The organism is Clavibacter sp. VKM Ac-2872 (assembly GCF_015351105.1).
Lineage (GTDB): Bacteria > Actinomycetota > Actinomycetes > Actinomycetales > Microbacteriaceae > Clavibacter.
This window is the reverse complement of sequence record NZ_JADKRR010000001.1, coordinates 1,843,246-1,857,911: the sequence shown is the minus strand read 5'-3', so window position 1 is coordinate 1,857,911 and position 14,666 is coordinate 1,843,246. Positions and strand designations below refer to the sequence as shown.

14 protein-coding genes are annotated in these 14,666 nt (G+C 74.8%); 7 read left to right on the top strand and 7 right to left on the bottom strand.

Annotation, left to right across the window (positions count from 1 at the left end):
• Nucleotides 1-22: 22 nt before the first annotated feature.
• Both ITJ40_RS08760 and ITJ40_RS08755 read right to left on the bottom strand, forming a co-directional pair.
• Nucleotides 23-658 carry a histidine phosphatase family protein gene (locus ITJ40_RS08760; RefSeq protein ID WP_194666657.1) on the bottom strand — a complete coding sequence of 212 codons (636 nt, stop codon included), beginning with the start codon at nucleotides 656-658 and terminating at the stop codon, nucleotides 23-25.
• Nucleotides 655-1,509 carry a Sir2 family NAD-dependent protein deacetylase gene (locus tag ITJ40_RS08755; RefSeq protein ID WP_194666656.1) on the bottom strand — a complete coding sequence of 285 codons (855 nt, stop codon included), beginning with the start codon at nucleotides 1,507-1,509 and terminating at the stop codon, nucleotides 655-657. The genes ITJ40_RS08760 and ITJ40_RS08755 overlap by 4 nt, the downstream gene beginning before the upstream one ends.
• Nucleotides 1,510-1,664: 155 nt before the next feature.
• Here ITJ40_RS08755 and ITJ40_RS08750 point away from each other — a divergent pair, with 155 nt between their 5' ends.
• Nucleotides 1,665-2,474 carry an RNA methyltransferase gene (locus ITJ40_RS08750; RefSeq protein WP_194666655.1) on the top strand — a complete coding sequence of 270 codons (810 nt, stop codon included), beginning with the start codon at nucleotides 1,665-1,667 and terminating at the stop codon, nucleotides 2,472-2,474.
• A complete protein-coding gene (locus tag ITJ40_RS08745) occupies nucleotides 2,471-3,685 on the top strand; it encodes a D-alanyl-D-alanine carboxypeptidase (RefSeq protein WP_194666654.1) in 1,215 nt (404 codons plus the stop codon). The genes ITJ40_RS08750 and ITJ40_RS08745 overlap by 4 nt, the downstream gene beginning before the upstream one ends.
• A 12-nt stretch (nucleotides 3,686-3,697) precedes the next feature.
• Here ITJ40_RS08745 and ITJ40_RS08740 read toward each other — a convergent pair whose 3' ends face one another.
• Nucleotides 3,698-4,489 (bottom strand): SGNH/GDSL hydrolase family protein, encoded by a 792-nt coding sequence (locus ITJ40_RS08740; protein WP_194666653.1) that lies wholly within the window; start codon nucleotides 4,487-4,489, stop codon nucleotides 3,698-3,700.
• Nucleotides 4,490-4,615: 126 nt separating this feature from the next.
• Here ITJ40_RS08740 and ITJ40_RS08735 point away from each other — a divergent pair, with 126 nt between their 5' ends.
• The 4 genes from ITJ40_RS08735 to ITJ40_RS08720 all read left to right on the top strand — a co-directional run bounded on the left by ITJ40_RS08735 (nucleotide 4,616) and on the right by ITJ40_RS08720 (nucleotide 9,371).
• Entirely contained in the window at nucleotides 4,616-5,467 is an 852-nt protein-coding gene (locus ITJ40_RS08735; protein WP_194666652.1) for a VOC family protein, read from the top strand.
• Between the two features lie 59 nt (nucleotides 5,468-5,526).
• Nucleotides 5,527-6,708, top strand: coding sequence for an acyl-CoA dehydrogenase family protein (locus ITJ40_RS08730; RefSeq protein WP_194666651.1), 1,182 nt, complete (start codon nucleotides 5,527-5,529; stop codon nucleotides 6,706-6,708).
• 208 nt (nucleotides 6,709-6,916) lie between these two features.
• Entirely contained in the window at nucleotides 6,917-8,716 is a 1,800-nt protein-coding gene (locus tag ITJ40_RS08725) for a DEAD/DEAH box helicase (protein ID WP_194666650.1), read from the top strand.
• Nucleotides 8,717-8,876: 160 nt separating this feature from the next.
• Complete coding sequence (locus tag ITJ40_RS08720) at nucleotides 8,877-9,371, top strand: diadenosine tetraphosphate hydrolase (RefSeq protein ID WP_228511885.1); 495 nt, start codon at nucleotides 8,877-8,879, stop codon at nucleotides 9,369-9,371.
• Here ITJ40_RS08720 and ITJ40_RS08715 read toward each other — a convergent pair.
• The 4 genes from ITJ40_RS08715 to ITJ40_RS08700 are packed head-to-tail and all read right to left on the bottom strand — an operon-like array spanning nucleotide 9,358 to nucleotide 13,058.
• The gene (locus ITJ40_RS08715; protein ID WP_194666648.1) at nucleotides 9,358-10,365 is read right to left on the bottom strand and encodes a glycine betaine ABC transporter substrate-binding protein; all 1,008 of its coding nucleotides are present in this window, start codon (nucleotides 10,363-10,365) and stop codon (nucleotides 9,358-9,360) included. The two genes, ITJ40_RS08720 and ITJ40_RS08715, sit on opposite strands and share 14 nt — an antisense overlap.
• Nucleotides 10,366-10,367: 2 nt before the next feature.
• Nucleotides 10,368-11,135: an ABC transporter permease gene (locus tag ITJ40_RS08710; RefSeq protein ID WP_194666647.1), complete on the bottom strand. Its 768-nt coding sequence runs from the start codon at nucleotides 11,133-11,135 to the stop codon at nucleotides 10,368-10,370.
• The gene (locus tag ITJ40_RS08705; protein ID WP_194666646.1) at nucleotides 11,132-12,424 is read right to left on the bottom strand and encodes an ABC transporter ATP-binding protein; all 1,293 of its coding nucleotides are present in this window, start codon (nucleotides 12,422-12,424) and stop codon (nucleotides 11,132-11,134) included. Before ITJ40_RS08705 ends, ITJ40_RS08710 begins: the two co-directional genes overlap by 4 nt.
• Nucleotides 12,417-13,058: an ABC transporter permease gene (locus tag ITJ40_RS08700; protein ID WP_194632899.1), complete on the bottom strand. Its 642-nt coding sequence runs from the start codon at nucleotides 13,056-13,058 to the stop codon at nucleotides 12,417-12,419. The genes ITJ40_RS08705 and ITJ40_RS08700 overlap by 8 nt, the downstream gene beginning before the upstream one ends.
• A 250-nt stretch (nucleotides 13,059-13,308) precedes the next feature.
• On the opposite strand from ITJ40_RS08700, the gene ITJ40_RS08695 reads away from it, so the two are divergent.
• On the top strand, nucleotides 13,309-14,655 hold the full coding sequence (locus ITJ40_RS08695; protein ID WP_194666645.1) for a J domain-containing protein: 1,347 nt from the start codon (nucleotides 13,309-13,311) through the stop codon (nucleotides 14,653-14,655).
• Nucleotides 14,656-14,666 lie beyond the last annotated feature (11 nt).

The following is a 14,666-nucleotide window of genomic DNA, read 5'->3' as shown; positions in this document are numbered from 1 at the left end:
GCCGCGGGGGAGCGGCGTCGGGTCAGGCCCGGCGCGCCGGGTCGAGGTCCACGACGCCGGCGAGGTCCGCGATGCCGCCGAAGCGCAGCAGCGACAGCTCGCCGTCGACCACGCCGAACGTGTGCGCCGAGCCGTTCTCGATCATGGGCCCCTGGCGGCCGACGAGCGACGCGTCGAGGCTGCGGGCGAGCGCCGCGATGACGCCGCCGTGCGACACCGCGATGATCGACCCGCCCGGGTGCCGTTCCGCGAGGCGCAGCAGCGCGGCTCCCGCGCGCTCGGTGACGGACTCCACGGTCTCGCGACCGGGCACGTCGCCGTCCGGGAAGCGCGCCTCGATCTCGGTGTGCGTGAGCCCCTCCGCGAGCCCGTAGCGGCGCTCCGCCAGCGCGGGCTCCGGCAGCGGGCCCGTCGTCGGCGCGCCGCCGAGCGCGAGGTGCTCCGCGATGATCGACGCCGTCTCGAAGGCGCGGCTCAGCGGGCTCGCGTGCACCGCGTCCCAGCGCGCGCCGCCGGCGACGGCCTCGGCGAGCAGCGCGCCCGCGGTGGCGGCCTGCGCGCGGCCGGTGTCGTCGAGGGGGATGTCGCTGGATCCCTGCACGCGCCGCTCCACGTTCCACGCGGTGCGGCCGTGGCGGACGAGGACGATCCGCGTCACGACGCGAGCTCCGTCGCGATGGCGCGGAGGATCTCGCTCGTGCCGCCCTCGAGGCGCACGGTCGCCCGGGTGTCGCCCTTGGTGGTGCCGCGGTTGAGGATCACGATCGGCATGCGGCCCCTCCGGGCGATCTCGAGCAGGCGGATGCCGGAGTTGACCGCGAGGGACGACCCGGCGATGAGCAGGACGTCCGCCTCGGACACGATGGCGCTCGCGTCGCGGAAGCGCTCCGTGGGCACGAGCTCGCCGAAGAACACCACGTCGGGCTTGAGCATGCCGCCGCACACGCTGCAGACGGGGATCCGGAAGCGGTCCACGTCGTGCACCTGCGCGTCGCCGTCCGGGTTCAGCTCGACCGCGTCGGGCTGGTCGAGCCAGGGGTTCTCGGCGCTGATGCGGTCGGCGATCGCCGAGCGCGCGTAGGCCTGGCCGCAGTCGAGGCAGAGGACGCGGTCGAGCGAGCCGTGCAGGTCCACGACGCGGCGGGATCCCGCGCGCTCGTGCAGGCCGTCGACGTTCTGCGTGACCAGGCCGCCGACGACGCCGGCGGACTCGAGGTCGGCGAGCGCCCGGTGGCCGTCGTTGGGCCGCGCGGAGCTGAAGGCCTTCCAGCCGAGGTGCCCGCCCGCCCAGTAGCGGCGGCGGAAGTCGTCGCCCTCGCTGCGGAACTGCTGGAAGGTCATGGGGTCGCGCTTCGGGGCGCCCTCGCCGCGGTAGTCGGGGATGCCCGAGTCGGTGCTGAGGCCGGCGCCCGTGAGGACGGCGGTGCGGCGGCCGCGCATCAGCTCGACCGCCTCGGCGATCGTGGACCCCGCGGGGGGTCGGGGATCGTCACGGAGAGCGGTGCTCATGGGGCCTCCCGGTGCCGAGCTGGCGCCCCGCCGTGTCGGCGGGCGGCGACGGGGCAGGGCATCATTGTCCTGTCGAGTCTAGACAGCGCATCCCCGCGACGGCTCCGCGCGAAGTGGCTCCGCAACCCTCCCGGCGGACCGAGAGAGGATCCGGCGTGCACATCCACCGCATCGAGGACCTCTCCTCGCCGGGCCTCGAGGACTACTCGCGTCTCACCGACGTGGCCCTCCGTCGCGTGAGCGAGCCCGCGGGCGGCCTCTACATCGCCGAGTCCACCAAGGTCATGGGCCGCGCGTTCGCCGCGGGGCACGTGCCGCGCTCGGTCCTCGTGCAGGAGCAGTGGCTCGACGACGTCGCGCCGCTCCTCGGTGGCTTCCCCGACGTGCCGGTCTTCGTGGGTGCCGCTCCCGTGCTCGAGCGGCTCACCGGCTACAACCTGCACCGCGGGGCGCTCGCCGCGATGCACCGTCCGCCGCTGCCCGCGGTCGCGGACGTGCTGCGCGACGCGCGCCGGGTCGTCGTGCTGGAGGACATCGTCGACCACACGAACGTCGGGGCGATCTTCCGCGCCGTCGCGGGCATCGGCGCCGACGCCGTGCTCATCACCCCGCGCTGCGCCGACCCGCTCTACCGCCGGAGCGTGCGCGTGAGCATGGGCACCGTGCTCCAGGTGCCGTGGACCCGGCTGCCCGAGTGGCCGGAGGCCGCGCCGCTCCTGCACGAGGCCGGCTTCCACCTCGCCGCGCTCGCGCTGGAGGACGACGCGGTGACGCTCGACGCCTTCGCGGCGGACGCGCCGGAGCGGATCGCGCTCGTGCTCGGCACCGAGGGCGACGGCCTCAGCCGGCACGCGCTCCGGCACGCGGACTCGACGGTCGTGATCCCCATGCTGCACGGCGTCGACTCGCTGAACGTGGCCGCGGCGAGCGCCGTGGCCCTCTACGCGCTGCGGGTCCCCGCGTGAGCCGCACGCGCCGCCTCACGCTGGGCGGCCTCGCCGCGGCGCTCCTCGTCTCGGCAGGTGTGTACGTCCCCGTCACCCTCACGGCGGATCCGCCTGCCGCGGTCGCGCAGGTCGACGCGCCGTCGCCCGTCGTCAACGTCCCGACGCCCGAGACGTGGCCGACCGCGGGCGTCTCCGCGGTCGGCGCCGTCGGGTTCGACGGCGTGCTCGCGACGGACGACCAGGATCCGACGCCCCGGCCGATGGCCAGCATCACCAAGACCGTGACGGCCCTCGTCGTGCTGAGGGCCAAGCCGCTCGCGCCGGGGGAGGACGGACCGCAGGTCACCTTCACGGCCGAGGACGAGGCGCTGCGCGGCGAGATCCTCAAGCAGGACGGCATCGTCGAGCCCGCCGTCCCGGGCACGAGCCTCTCGCAGCGCGACCTGCTCGAGGGCGCGCTGCTCGCCAGCGCCAACAACTACGCGGCCGCGCTCGGGGTCTGGGCGTACGGCTCGAACGACGCCTTCGTCGCGGCCGCGAACGCGTGGCTCGCCGAGCAGGGGCTCACGGGCACGCACGTCGCCGATGCGATGGGGCTCTCGCCCGCGACCGTGAGCACGACGGCCGACCTCGTCCGCATCGGCGAGATGGTGCTCGCGGACCCCGTGCTGTCGGGCATCGTCGACCAGCGGAGCGCCGACGTGGCGGGCGTGGGCACGGTGGAGAACCGCAACCAGCTGGCCGGCATCCCCGGGTTCCGGGGCATCAAGACGGGCACGCTGGAGCAGGCGGGCAAGTGCCTGCTCTGGGCGGTGGACACGAAGGTGGGCGACCGGGACGTGACGCTCGTCGGCGTGACGCTCGGCGCGACGGACCACGCGGAGCTGGCCAGGCAGGTGACCGCGCTCCTGCCGACGGTGTCGGCGAACCTGCACGTGGTGCAGGTGGCCACGGCGGGGGAGCCCTTCGCCGACTACACGACCGCGTGGGGCGCGACGGCGCAGGCCGTCGCCACCGCGGACGAGTCGCTCCTGGTATGGGGCGACACGCCCGTCTCCACGACCGTCGAGGCGTCCGGATCCGGGGAGGCCGCCGCCGGCACCGAGGTCGGCGCGGCCACGGTCACGGCCGGGCAGGAGACGGTGCGGGTGCCGCTGGCGCTCGACCGCGCGATCCCGGGGCCCGACGGATGGTGGCGCCTCGGCAACCCGGGGGAGCTGCTCGGCTGAGACGCCGGATGGTCAGCCGCCGGCGTCGACGCGCGTCCACGGCGACGCGTCCGGCCGCTTGGCCGTGCGCCCGTCGCCCGAGGACTGGTGCCGGAGGCGCCGCAGCACCCACGGCACGAAGTACGAGCGCGCCCAGTCGATGTCGCCGGCGCGCGCCTGGCGCCAGGTGCGCGTCGGCAGCGGCTCCGGCTTCAAGGGCTCGAGGTCGTTCTCGACGGCGAGCGCCTGCAGCACCATGCGCGCGACGGTGTGGTGCCCGAGCGGCGCGAGGTGCAGCCGGTCGACGTCCCACATGCGCGGATCCTGGATCTCGGTGAGCGACCACTGGTCGGCCACGATGCAGTCGTGCCGGGCGGCGACCGCCCGGATGTCCTCGTTGTAGATCGCGACCTTGCCGCGGAGGCGCCCGAAGACGGGGGAGAACTTCACGTCGGTGCCCGTGAAGAGCACCACGGTCGCGCCCTCGGAGGCGAGCCGGGCGACCATCCGGTCGAGGCGCTCCGCGAGGCGGTCGGGGTCGGCGCCGGGCCGGAGGATGTCGTTGCCGCCCGCGGAGAGCGAGACGAGGTCCGGGTGCAGCGCGAGCGCGGGCTCGACCTGCTCGTCGGCGATCTGCCCGAGCAGGCGCCCGCGGATGGCGAGGTTCGCGTAGGAGAAGCCCTCGACCTGGTCGGCCAGCACCTCGGCGACCCGGTCGGCCCAGCCCCGGTGCCCGCCCGGGCTGCCCGGCTCGGGGTCGCCGATGCCCTCCGTGAAGGAGTCGCCGAGGGCGACGTAGCGGCGCCAGGGGTGGGGCTCGGTCATGCGCTTCCTTCCGGGTGGGACGCTCCCATCATAGGAACGCCCGCGCGCGGGCCCAGGGAATGCCGGCGTGATGGTATTGGTTGAGCATTCAAGCAACTGGATGCACCACCCGAGGAACGAGGACCCATGCCCGACCTGCTCTCCGCCGACACGACCATGGGGCCCGTGACCCTGCTCGTCGGCGACCTCGACCGCATGACCGCCTACTACCGCGACGCGGTCGGCCTCGAGCAGCTCGACGAGGGCGTCCAGTCCACGACGCTCGGTCGCGCGGGCGTGCCCGCCGTGGTGCTCGAGCCCGCGAGCGGCCTCGACCTCCCGAGCCCCGGGAACGCCGGCCTCTTCCACACGGCCGTGCTCTTCGACGAGCCGGCCGCGCTCGCCCGCTCCGTCGCCTCGCTCGCCCAGCGCGCGCCCGGCACCTTCACCGGCAGCGCGGATCACCTCGTGAGCCGCGCCTTCTACTTCACCGACCCCGAGGGCAACGGCGTCGAGCTCTACACCGACCGGCCCCGCGACGAGTGGACCTGGCAGGACGGGCGGATCGTCATGGACTCGCTCCGCCTCGACCCGAACGCGTTCCTCCGCGACGAGCTCGCGCCCGTCTCCGACGCCGCGTCCGACGCGGCCGGCATCGGGCACGTGCACCTGCAGGTGGGCGACACCGAGCAGGCGTCCGCCTTCTACGTCGACACGCTGGGCTTCGAGCTCGTCGCCGGCTGGCACGGATCCGCGATCTTCGTCTCCGCGGGCGGGTACCACCACCACATGGCCATGAACACCTGGAACAGCCGCGGCGCCGGACGGCGGCCCGCGACGCTCGGGCTGGGCGCGGTGCGCATCGAGGTGCCCACGCGCGACGAGGTCGTGGCGGTGGACGCGCGCCTCCGCGCCGCGGGCGTCGCCACGCGCGACGACGGCCGGGAGCTCGCCTTCGAGGACCCCTGGGGCAACGCGCTGGTGCTGTCCGCCACCTGAGCACGCGGCATCCGGCATCCGGCATCCGGCGCGACGGCTGCGCGGGGGAGACTGGGCCCATGACGCCCGCCTCCCCGGCCGACCCGCTCGCGCACCTCGACGACGCGCTGCTCGACCGGATCCGCTCGCGCGCGGCCGGGTACGACGCCCGCAACGCGTTCTTCGCCGAGGACCTCGTCGAGTTGCGCGCCGCCGGCCATCTGCGCCTGCTCGTGCCGCGTGACCTCGGCGGATCCGGCGCCTCGCTCGCCGACGCCGTACGCGCGCAGCACCTCCTCGCGCAGGCGGCGCCCGCCACGGCGCTGGGGGTCGGCATGCACCTCGTCTGGACGGCCGTGGCCCGGATCCTCGCGGACCGCGGCGACGACTCGCTCCGCGGCGTCCTCGAGGACGCGGGCCGCGACGAGCTGCTGGCCTTCGCGATCAGCGAGCCCGGCAACGACCAGGCCCTCGCCGACGCGCTCACGCGGGCCGAACCGGACGCGGACGGCGGGTACCGGTTCACGGGCACCAAGTCGACGTCGAGCATGGCGCCCGCGTGGACCCGGCTCGGCCTCTTCGGCCGGGACGACGCGGATCCCGATCGGCCGCTCCTCGTGCACGCGTTCGTGCCGCGGGACGCGCCCGGCCTCGAGATCGTGCCCGACTGGGACACGCTCGGCATGCGCGCGACGCAGAGCCACACGGTGATCCTCCGGGACGTGCGCGCGGAGCCCGCCGACGTCGTCCGCCGGCGGGAGCACGGCCGCCGCGACGACCCGTTCGCGCTCGCCGTGCTGCAGGCGTTCGAGCTGCTCATCGCCGCCGTGTACGCCGGGATCGGGCAGCGCGCGCTCGACCTCGCCGTGGAGTCGGCGCTCCGCCGCACCTCGCGCGCGGCCGGCGGCGCCGCGCTCGCGGCCGACCCCGGGATCCGGCACCTCGTCGCGGAGGCCGCGCTCGCGCAGGACGCGCTCCTCCCGCAGCTCACGGCGCTCGCGGACGACGTCGACCGCGGCGTCGACCACGGCGACCGCTGGGCGTCGCTCCTCGTCGGCGCCAAGGTGCGGGCGACCCGGACGGCGGCCGAGGTCGTGCGGCGGGCCGTCGAGGTCGCGGGCGGCGGATCCCTCCGCACGGGCGACGAGCTCGGCCGCCTGTACCGCGACGTGCTGGCCGGCGGCTTCCACCCGTCGAGCGACCGGCAGGCCGCGGAGACGATCGCGACCACGCTGCTCGGACCGGTTCCGCGCCCGTCCTGAGCCCCTGCCGGACGGCCGGTGGGCGCCGATCGGACCCGCGTCGCGGCGACGCGCCCGGCCCGTCGCCGAGGCCCGGATCCGCCCGCGCCCCGCGCCGCCGACCCGAGGCCGCGGACGGCGCGGATCGGCCCGCCGCGCACCGCCCCGGCGGTCCCGCGATCGACGGGAGCGTCCCCGGGTGCGGGTATCGTGAGGTCGAGTGAGCACCATGCCGACCCCTCCACCGCACGTCGGATCCGCCGCGGCCGAGCACCTCTCGCCGGCCTTCCCGGAGCGCGCCGCCTGGGGCACCGTCAGCAAGCTGCGAGCCTGGCAGGAGGAGGCCCTCACCGCGTACTTCGAGAAGGAGCCGCGGGACTTCCTCGCCAACGCGACGCCGGGCGCCGGCAAGACCACGTTCGCGCTCCGGCTGGCCTCCGAGCTGCTGCACCGGAAGACCATCGACAAGGTCACGGTCGTCGCGCCCACCGAGCACCTCAAGAAGCAGTGGGCCGACGCGGCCGCGCGCGCGGGCGTCCGCCTCGACCCCATGTACACCAACGCGTCCGGCGCGCTCGGCCGGCACTACCACGGGGCCGCCGTGACCTACGCGCAGGTCGCCGCGAACCCCTACCTGCACAAGACCATGACCGAGTCGAGCCGCACCCTCGTGATCCTCGACGAGGTCCACCACGGCGGCGACGCGCTCAGCTGGGGCGACGCGATCCGCGAGGCCTTCGAGCGCGCCACCCGCCGCCTCTCGCTCACGGGCACCCCGTTCCGCTCCGATACCTCGCCCATCCCGTTCGTGAGCTACCTCCGCGACCACCGCGGCGTCCGCCTCTCGCAGACCGACTACGACTACGGGTACGGGCGCGCGCTCGCCGACGGCGTCGTGCGGCCCGTCATCTTCCTCGCCTACGCCGGCAGCATGCGCTGGCGCAACAAGATGGGCGACGAGATGGAGGCCCAGCTCGCCGAGGGCAACACGAAGGACATCACCTCGCAGGCGTGGCGCACGGCGCTCGCACCCGACGGCGAGTGGATCCCGCAGGTGCTCGCCGCGGCCGACCGGCGCCTCAGCGAGGTGCGGCAGTCCATCCCCGACGCCGGCGGGCTCGTCATCGCGACCGACCACACGACCGCGCGCGCATACGCCGCGATCCTGCAGCGGATCAGCGGACAGCCCGTCACCCTGGTGCTCTCCGACGACGTCGAGGCGAGCGCCAACATCGACCGCTTCTCCGCCGGGACGATGCGGTGGATGGTCGCGGTGCGCATGGTGTCCGAGGGCGTCGACGTCCCGCGGCTCGCGGTCGGCGTGTACGCCACGAGCGCGTCGACGCCGCTGTTCTTCGCGCAGGCCATCGGCCGCTTCGTGCGGGCCAGGCGCCGCGGCGAGACGGCGTCGATCTTCCTGCCGAGTGTCCCGAACCTCCTCGTGCTCGCCAACGAGCTCGAGCGCCAGCGCGACCACGCCCTCGACCGCGACTCCTCGAAGGAGGGCGACCTCTACAACCCCGAGGACGCCATGATGGGCGAGGCGAACCGCAGCGAGAAGGGGTCCGACTCCCTGCTCAGCGAGTTCTCGTTCGAGGCGATGGGCTCCGAGGCCACCTTCGACAAGGTGCTCTTCGACGGCGCCGAGTTCGGGCAGATGGCCGACGTCGGCAGCCTCGAGGAGGAGGAGTTCATCGGGCTCCCGGGGATCCTCGAGCCCGAGCAGGTGCGCGAGCTCCTCGCCCAGCGGCAGCACCGGCAGTCGAAGCACGCGAGCGAGCGGGAGCGGAAGCAGGCCGAGAGCGGCGCACCCAAGGACCCCGACGACATCCCGCTGTACCGCACGCTCAAGGAGCAGCGGCAGCTCCTCAACAGCCTCGTCGGCATGCGCGCCAAGCTCCACGGCGAGCCGCACGGGCTCGTCCACGCGGAGCTCCGGCGCGTGTGCGGCGGTCCCGCGGTCGGCCAGTGCAGCGTCACGCAGCTGCAGCAGCGCATCGACCAGCTCCGCAGGTGGATGCGCAGCTAGCGCGCCCGGGTGGAGCGGGGCAGCTCCGCAGGTGGATGCGCAGCCAGGGCGCCCGGGTGGAGCGGGGCAGCTCCGCAGGTGGATGCGCAGCCAGGGCGCCCGGGTGGAGCGGGGCAGCTCCGCAGGTGGATGCGCAGCCAGCGCGGCTACCGTGTCGCGCGTGGACTGGCGCGAGGACAGGATCGGATCAGCCAGGAGGGGCGAGAACCCCACCGTCCTCGCCGAGCTGGGGGCCGGGTACGCCGTCATCGGCGACGTGCAGTTCCTCCCCGGCTACTGCGTGCTGCTGGGCACGGACCCGGCGGCGACGTCGCTCGCGGAGATGCCGCGGATCGAGCGCGTGCGATTCCTCGCGGACGCCGACCTCCTCGCCACCGCCGTCGAGCGCGCCTGCCGTGACCTCGTGCCGGGCTTCCGCCGCGTGAACCTCGAGGTGCTGGGCAACGCCGACGCGTTCGTCCACGCCCACGTCTGGCCCCGCTACGCCTGGGAGCCGCCGGAGCTCGTCGCGCGTCCGGTGTGGCTGCACGCGCCCGAGCGGTGGCGGGACCCCGCCACCGCGCTCGGGCACGCGCATGACGAGCTGCGCGCGCGGATCCGGAGCGAGCTCCTGCACCTCGCCCGGCACGAGGCGGTCGAGGTCAGGGCGCGGTGACGAACCCGTGGTCGACCATGAACTCGTAGGCGACGTCCGCGGGCTCCTCGCCCTGGTCGTCGACGCGGAGGTTCATCTCGCGCAGGGCGTCGTCGGTGATGACGGGGGAGATCCGGTCGAAGACGTCCTGGAGCCCCGGGTACTCCGCCAGCGTCGCCGAGTCGAGCACGGGCGCGACGTTGTAGGCCGGGAAGAAGCCGAGGTCGTCCTGGAGGATCGTGAGGCCGAGCTTGTCGATGCGTCCGTCGGTCGTGAACACCTCGCCGAACTCGCACGAGCCGCGATCCGTGGCCGTGTAGACCGCGCCCGTGTCGAAGATCGACACGTTGCCCTCGGGCACGCCGTCGGCGGATCCGCGCGGGATCCCGTACGTCTCCAGCAGCGGCGACAGCCCGTCGGAGCGGGAGTTGAACTCCGCCTCCACGCAGAAGGTGCGCTGGTCCACCGGCAGGTCCTTGATCTGCGAGAGCTTCGTGATGCCGAGCTTGTCGGCCTCCTCGCTGCGGATCGCGAGCGCGTACGTGTTGTTGAGCGGCGCGGGGGTCAGCCAGGTGAGCCCGTTGGCCGCGTCGGCGTCGCGCACGGCCTCGTACTGGGCGCGCTGGTCGGGGATGCCCTTCGCCTCGCCCAGGTAGCTGAGCCACGCGGTGCCGGTGTACTCCCACGTCATGTCGGCGCCGTGGCTCGTCATGAGCTCGCGCGCCGGCACGCTGCCGGGCACGTTCGTCTGGTCGGTCACGTCGAACCCGGCGGCCTTCGCCGCGATCACGGCGATCTTGCCGAGGATCAGCTGCTCGGTGAAGTTCTTGGACGTGATGGTGAGGTGCGCGCCGGCCGGCAGGTCGAGGGGCTGGATGGAGCCGGGGGCGACGTCGGGGACGTAGGCCGTCGCGGGCTGCAGGCCGCAGCCGGTGAGCGTCGCGAGGGCCGCCGCCACGAGGGCGGGGACGCCGAGCGATCGGCGCAGGCGGGCGGAGCGGGGGAGTGTCGGCACGATCAGAGTCCCTTCGGGCGGGCGACGTGCTCGACGACGCGGCCGAGCCAGTCGATGGCGAGCGCGAGGAGCGCGATGAGCAGCGCCCCCGAGACCAGCACGGGGTAGACGTAGAGGCTCACGCCCGTGGTGATGAGGATCCCGAGCCCGCCGCCGTTGACGAACGCCGCGAGCGACGCGGTGCCGACGAGGAGCACGAGGGCGGTGCGGATCCCGGCGAGCATGACGGGGACGGCGAGCGGCAGCTCGATGCGGAACAGCACGGACGCGCGGCTCATGCCCATGCCGCGGCCGGCCTCGACGAGCCGCTCGTCGACGCCGCGGATGCCGAGCATGGTGTTCCGCAGCACCGGGAGCGCGGCGTAGAGCACGAGCGCGACGAGGCTGGCGAAGAAGCCGCTGCCCGTGAACACGATGCTCAGCAGCACGATGAGGCCGATGGCGGGGGCCGCCTGCCCGAAGTTCGCCACGGCGAGGACGGGCGCGGAGTACCGGCGGAGGCGGCCGCGCGTCAGCAGGACGCCGAGCGGGATGAAGATGACGAGCACGATCGCCGCGGCCGAGAAGGTGAGCACGAGGTGCTCGAGCGTCGACTTCCCCAGCGCGGAGGGCGCGAGGGTCGTGCGCTCCACGGCGGTGAGCGGCGCGACGCCCAACCAGACCAGGTACGCCGCGAGGACCGCAGCGATGGCGACGGGCTGCGCGATGAGGCCACGCCAGCCCTGGGCGCCGCCGACGGCCTCGGTGCGCGCCTCGGTCACGGCGCTCATCCGTCCTGCCCGTCCTGCGCCGCGGAGGAGGCGGGGGCGTCCGCCGCGGCCTGCTCGGCCCGCGCGGCGTCGGCGCCCACGGTGCCGATCGTGCCGGTGTTCGTGCCGACGGGCGCGCCCGCGAGGTCGCCGGCGGCCTGCGCGCGGACGCTCGTGATGGCGTCCATGACCGTCTCGACGTCGATCACGCCGAGGAACGCGCCCGCGCGTCCCGTGACGAGCGCGGCGCCCGCGCTCGAGACGAGCATGGTGTCGAGCGCGTCGTTGAGGGTCGCGCGGTTGCCGATCACCGGCAGCCGCGGCTCGGGGACGGAGCCGACGACCTCGAGCCGGCCGAGCTGGCGGCGCGACGGCCACTGGATCGGGCGGTTGCGGGCATCGACGATGACGGCGTGCTGGTGGCCGACCTCGTCCATGCGGGCGAGCACGTCGCGCGCGGCGTCGCCGGGGCGGGCGACGACGGCGTCCGCGAGCGGCACCTCGTCCACGCGGCGGAGCGTGAGCTGCTTGAGGCCGGCACCCGATCCGATGAACTCCTCGACGAACGCGTCGGCGGGCTCCGCGAGGATCCGCTCGGGGGTGTCGTACTGCACGATGCGGGCGCCCTCGGCGAAGACGACGATCCAGTCGCCGAGCTTCACGGCCTCGTCGAAGTCGTGCGTGACGATGACGATGGTCTTCTGCAGCTCGGCCTGGATGCGGATGAGCTCGTCCTGCAGGCGCTGCCGGGTGATCGGGTCCACCGCGCCGAACGGCTCGTCCATGAGGAGCACGGGCGGGTCGGCGGCGAGCGCGCGGGCGACGCCGACACGCTGCTGCTGGCCGCCCGAGAGCTCCTTCGGGTAGCGGTCGCGGTACTGCTCGGGGTCGAGCGAGACGAGCTCGAGCAGCTCGTCCACGCGGGCGCGGATGCGGGCGGCGTCCCAGCCGAGCATCTTGGGCACCACGGCGATGTTCGCGGCCACGGTCATGTGCGGGAAGAGCCCGCCGGCCTGGATCACGTAGCCGATGCGGCGCCGGAGCTCGTCGCCGTCGATGCCGGTCACGTCCTCGTCGCCGAGGACGACACGGCCCTCGGTGGGCTCGATGAGCCGGTTGATCATCTTCAGCGTCGTCGTCTTGCCGCAGCCGGACGGGCCGACCAGCATGACGATCTTGCCGGCGGGGATCTCCAGCGTGATGCCGTCGACGGCGGGCTTCGCCTGTCCCGGGTACCGCTTGGTGACGCCGTCGAGCAGGATCGATCGTCCGCTGATCTCGGGGGCGGTGGGGGTGCTGGTCTCAGACACGGATGCCTCTCGGAGTGGTGAGCCGGCCGATGCCGACGAGGACGAGGTCGAGCAGGAGGGCGAGCAGGACGACGCCGATGACGCCGGTGAGGACGGACTCGGTCGAGTTCGCGCCGCCGAGGCGGGAGAGCCCGGAGAAGATGAAGCCGCCGAGCCCCGGGCCGAGCACGTACGCGGCCACGGCGGCGATGCCCATGACCATCTGCGCGGACACGCGGATCCCGCCGAGGATGACGGGCCACGCGAGCGGCAGCTCGACCCGCAGCAGCGTGCGGACGCGGCCCATGCCGATGCCGCGCGCCGACTCCACGATCGCGGGGTCGATGCCCGTGAGCCCGACCACCGCGTTCCGCAGGATGGGCAGCACGGCGAAGAACGTGACGACCGCGACGGCGGGCGCGACGCCGAAGCCGAGCGGGGCGATGAGCAGCCCGACGAGCGCGAAGGCGGGGAGCGTGAGGCCGATCGCGGAGACGCTGTTGGCCAGCGAGCTGAGCGGACGGCTGCGGTACACCAGCGCCGCGAGCCCCACGGCGATCACCGTCGCGAGCACGAGGCACTGCACCACGAGGCTGAGGTGCTGCCACGCGGAGAACGCGATCTGGTCGGCGCGGTCGCGCAGGAAGTCCCACATGTCGGTCTCCTCATGATGTGTCGGTCACCGGGAGGGGCATCGGCGGTGGCTCACCCTACGCATGCCGCCCCGGAGCGCGAAGTTCGCCAGCGGCGGCCCTCCGGTGGTATCACGCGCGCCGCGCGGGCGAGCGCGCGCGCTGTGATGCGGTACCGGTCGACGCGGATGCGCGCTCGGGCGTCGTCCAGGCGGGCTCGCCTACGCTCGACATCCTGGGAGCCGCCCGACCGGTTCCCGCGAGGAGCCACCGATGCCCGTCCCGTCGCGCGACGCCCACGCCGACGCGTACGCCGTGCTCGGCGTCGAGCCGTCCGCGTCGCAGGACGAGATCCGCCGCGCCTACCGTCGGCGCGTGCGCGACGCCCACCCCGACATGGGCGGCAGCGCCGACGCGTTCCAGGCCGTCCGCGACGCGTTCGAGGCCGTGGGGGACCCGGAGAGCCGCGCCCGCTACGAGCGCACGCTCCGCGACGCGCCGGCGCCCGAGGACCCCGTGGGCCGCGCCCACCCGGCGTCCCCCGGCTCCACCGCCGCGGGCGAGGCGTGGGATCCGGCGTCCCGGCGCGGTCGTCCCGGCGCCCCACGCGCACGGAGTGCCGCGCGCACCCGCAGCTTCGGGCACCCGGGCGGCTTCGCCCGGCTCCGCTACCTGTCCCTCGTGCGCGAGTGGCTGGCGGATCCCGCCGAGCCGTCGGTGCCCGCGGCCCCGGAGCCGCCGCGCGGCGGGACCGCCCTGTCCGACCGGCCGGAGCCCTACGTCCGGCGTGCGCGGGCCATCGCCCCGCCCGTGCTCGGCGTCCTGCTCGCCCTCGTCCTCCTCGTCGCGGGCGTCGGCGTCGTGCCGGCGGTCGTCGGCCTCGTCGTGGGCGCGGCCGCCGGCCTCGCCGGCGCGGGTCCGATCGGACGCGCCTGGCACCGCGCGGAGGAGCCCCGGCGTCGGGCGGCCGTGCGGCTGCAGGAGGACGCCATCGCGCACGAGCGCGCCCTCCGCGCCTATCCGGATCTCATGGCCGCGTACAGCGCCCGGCTCGCCCGGCTCGAGGGGCTGCGCCGGCGCTTCGAGGCCGACGCCTACGCGCCCGACCTCGTCGCCGAGGTCCCCGCGGCGGCGTCCGAGGCGCTCCGGGCGGCGGTCGCGCAGGAGGAGACGGCGCGCGAGCTGATGGAGCTCGGTCCGTCGTACGCGTTCTGGAACGGCGTCGCCGTGCCGCGCTCGGGCGACGCCATCGACCACCTCGTGCTGGGCCCGCAGGGCCTCGTCGCCGTCGAGTCCGTGCCAGCGGGAGCCGTCGCCGCGACGGATCCGTCCGCGCGCGCCGCCGCCCTCCGCGGCCTCGACTCCCGCGCCCGCGCGCTCGCCCGGGAGATGGAGGTGCCCGTGGTCGGCCTGGTGCTCTCGCTGCCGTCCGGGGTCCTCGGCGCGGCGCCCGTCGTCCTGCACGCGGCCGACGACCCGCACGCCCTCCCGGCCTACGCGGTCGCCCGCACGCTCCTCGCCGACCACGTCGCCGCGGGCCTGCCGGGCCTGCACGCGATGGACGCGGAGCGCCTGCTCGCGGTCCGCACCCGCCTGGTCCTCGACGCGCGCTTCGTCTGAGAGGGCGGCCG

What these genes read in the sequence shown, in the direction of transcription:
- ITJ40_RS08755 (WP_194666656.1), bottom strand. Translation starts at nt 1,509, where the DNA reads ATGAGCACCGCTCTCCGTGACGATCCCCGACCCCCCGCGGGGTCCACG.
- ITJ40_RS08740 (WP_194666653.1), bottom strand. Translation starts at nt 4,489, where the DNA reads ATGACCGAGCCCCACCCCTGGCGCCGCTACGTCGCCCTCGGCGACTCC.
- ITJ40_RS08735 (WP_194666652.1), top strand. Translation starts at nt 4,616, where the DNA reads ATGCCCGACCTGCTCTCCGCCGACACGACCATGGGGCCCGTGACCCTG.
- ITJ40_RS08730 (WP_194666651.1), top strand. Translation starts at nt 5,527, where the DNA reads ATGACGCCCGCCTCCCCGGCCGACCCGCTCGCGCACCTCGACGACGCG.
- ITJ40_RS08725 (WP_194666650.1), top strand. Translation starts at nt 6,917, where the DNA reads ATGCCGACCCCTCCACCGCACGTCGGATCCGCCGCGGCCGAGCACCTC.
- ITJ40_RS08710 (WP_194666647.1), bottom strand. Translation starts at nt 11,135, where the DNA reads ATGAGCGCCGTGACCGAGGCGCGCACCGAGGCCGTCGGCGGCGCCCAG.
- ITJ40_RS08700 (WP_194632899.1), bottom strand. Translation starts at nt 13,058, where the DNA reads ATGTGGGACTTCCTGCGCGACCGCGCCGACCAGATCGCGTTCTCCGCG.
- ITJ40_RS08695 (WP_194666645.1), top strand. Translation starts at nt 13,309, where the DNA reads ATGCCCGTCCCGTCGCGCGACGCCCACGCCGACGCGTACGCCGTGCTC.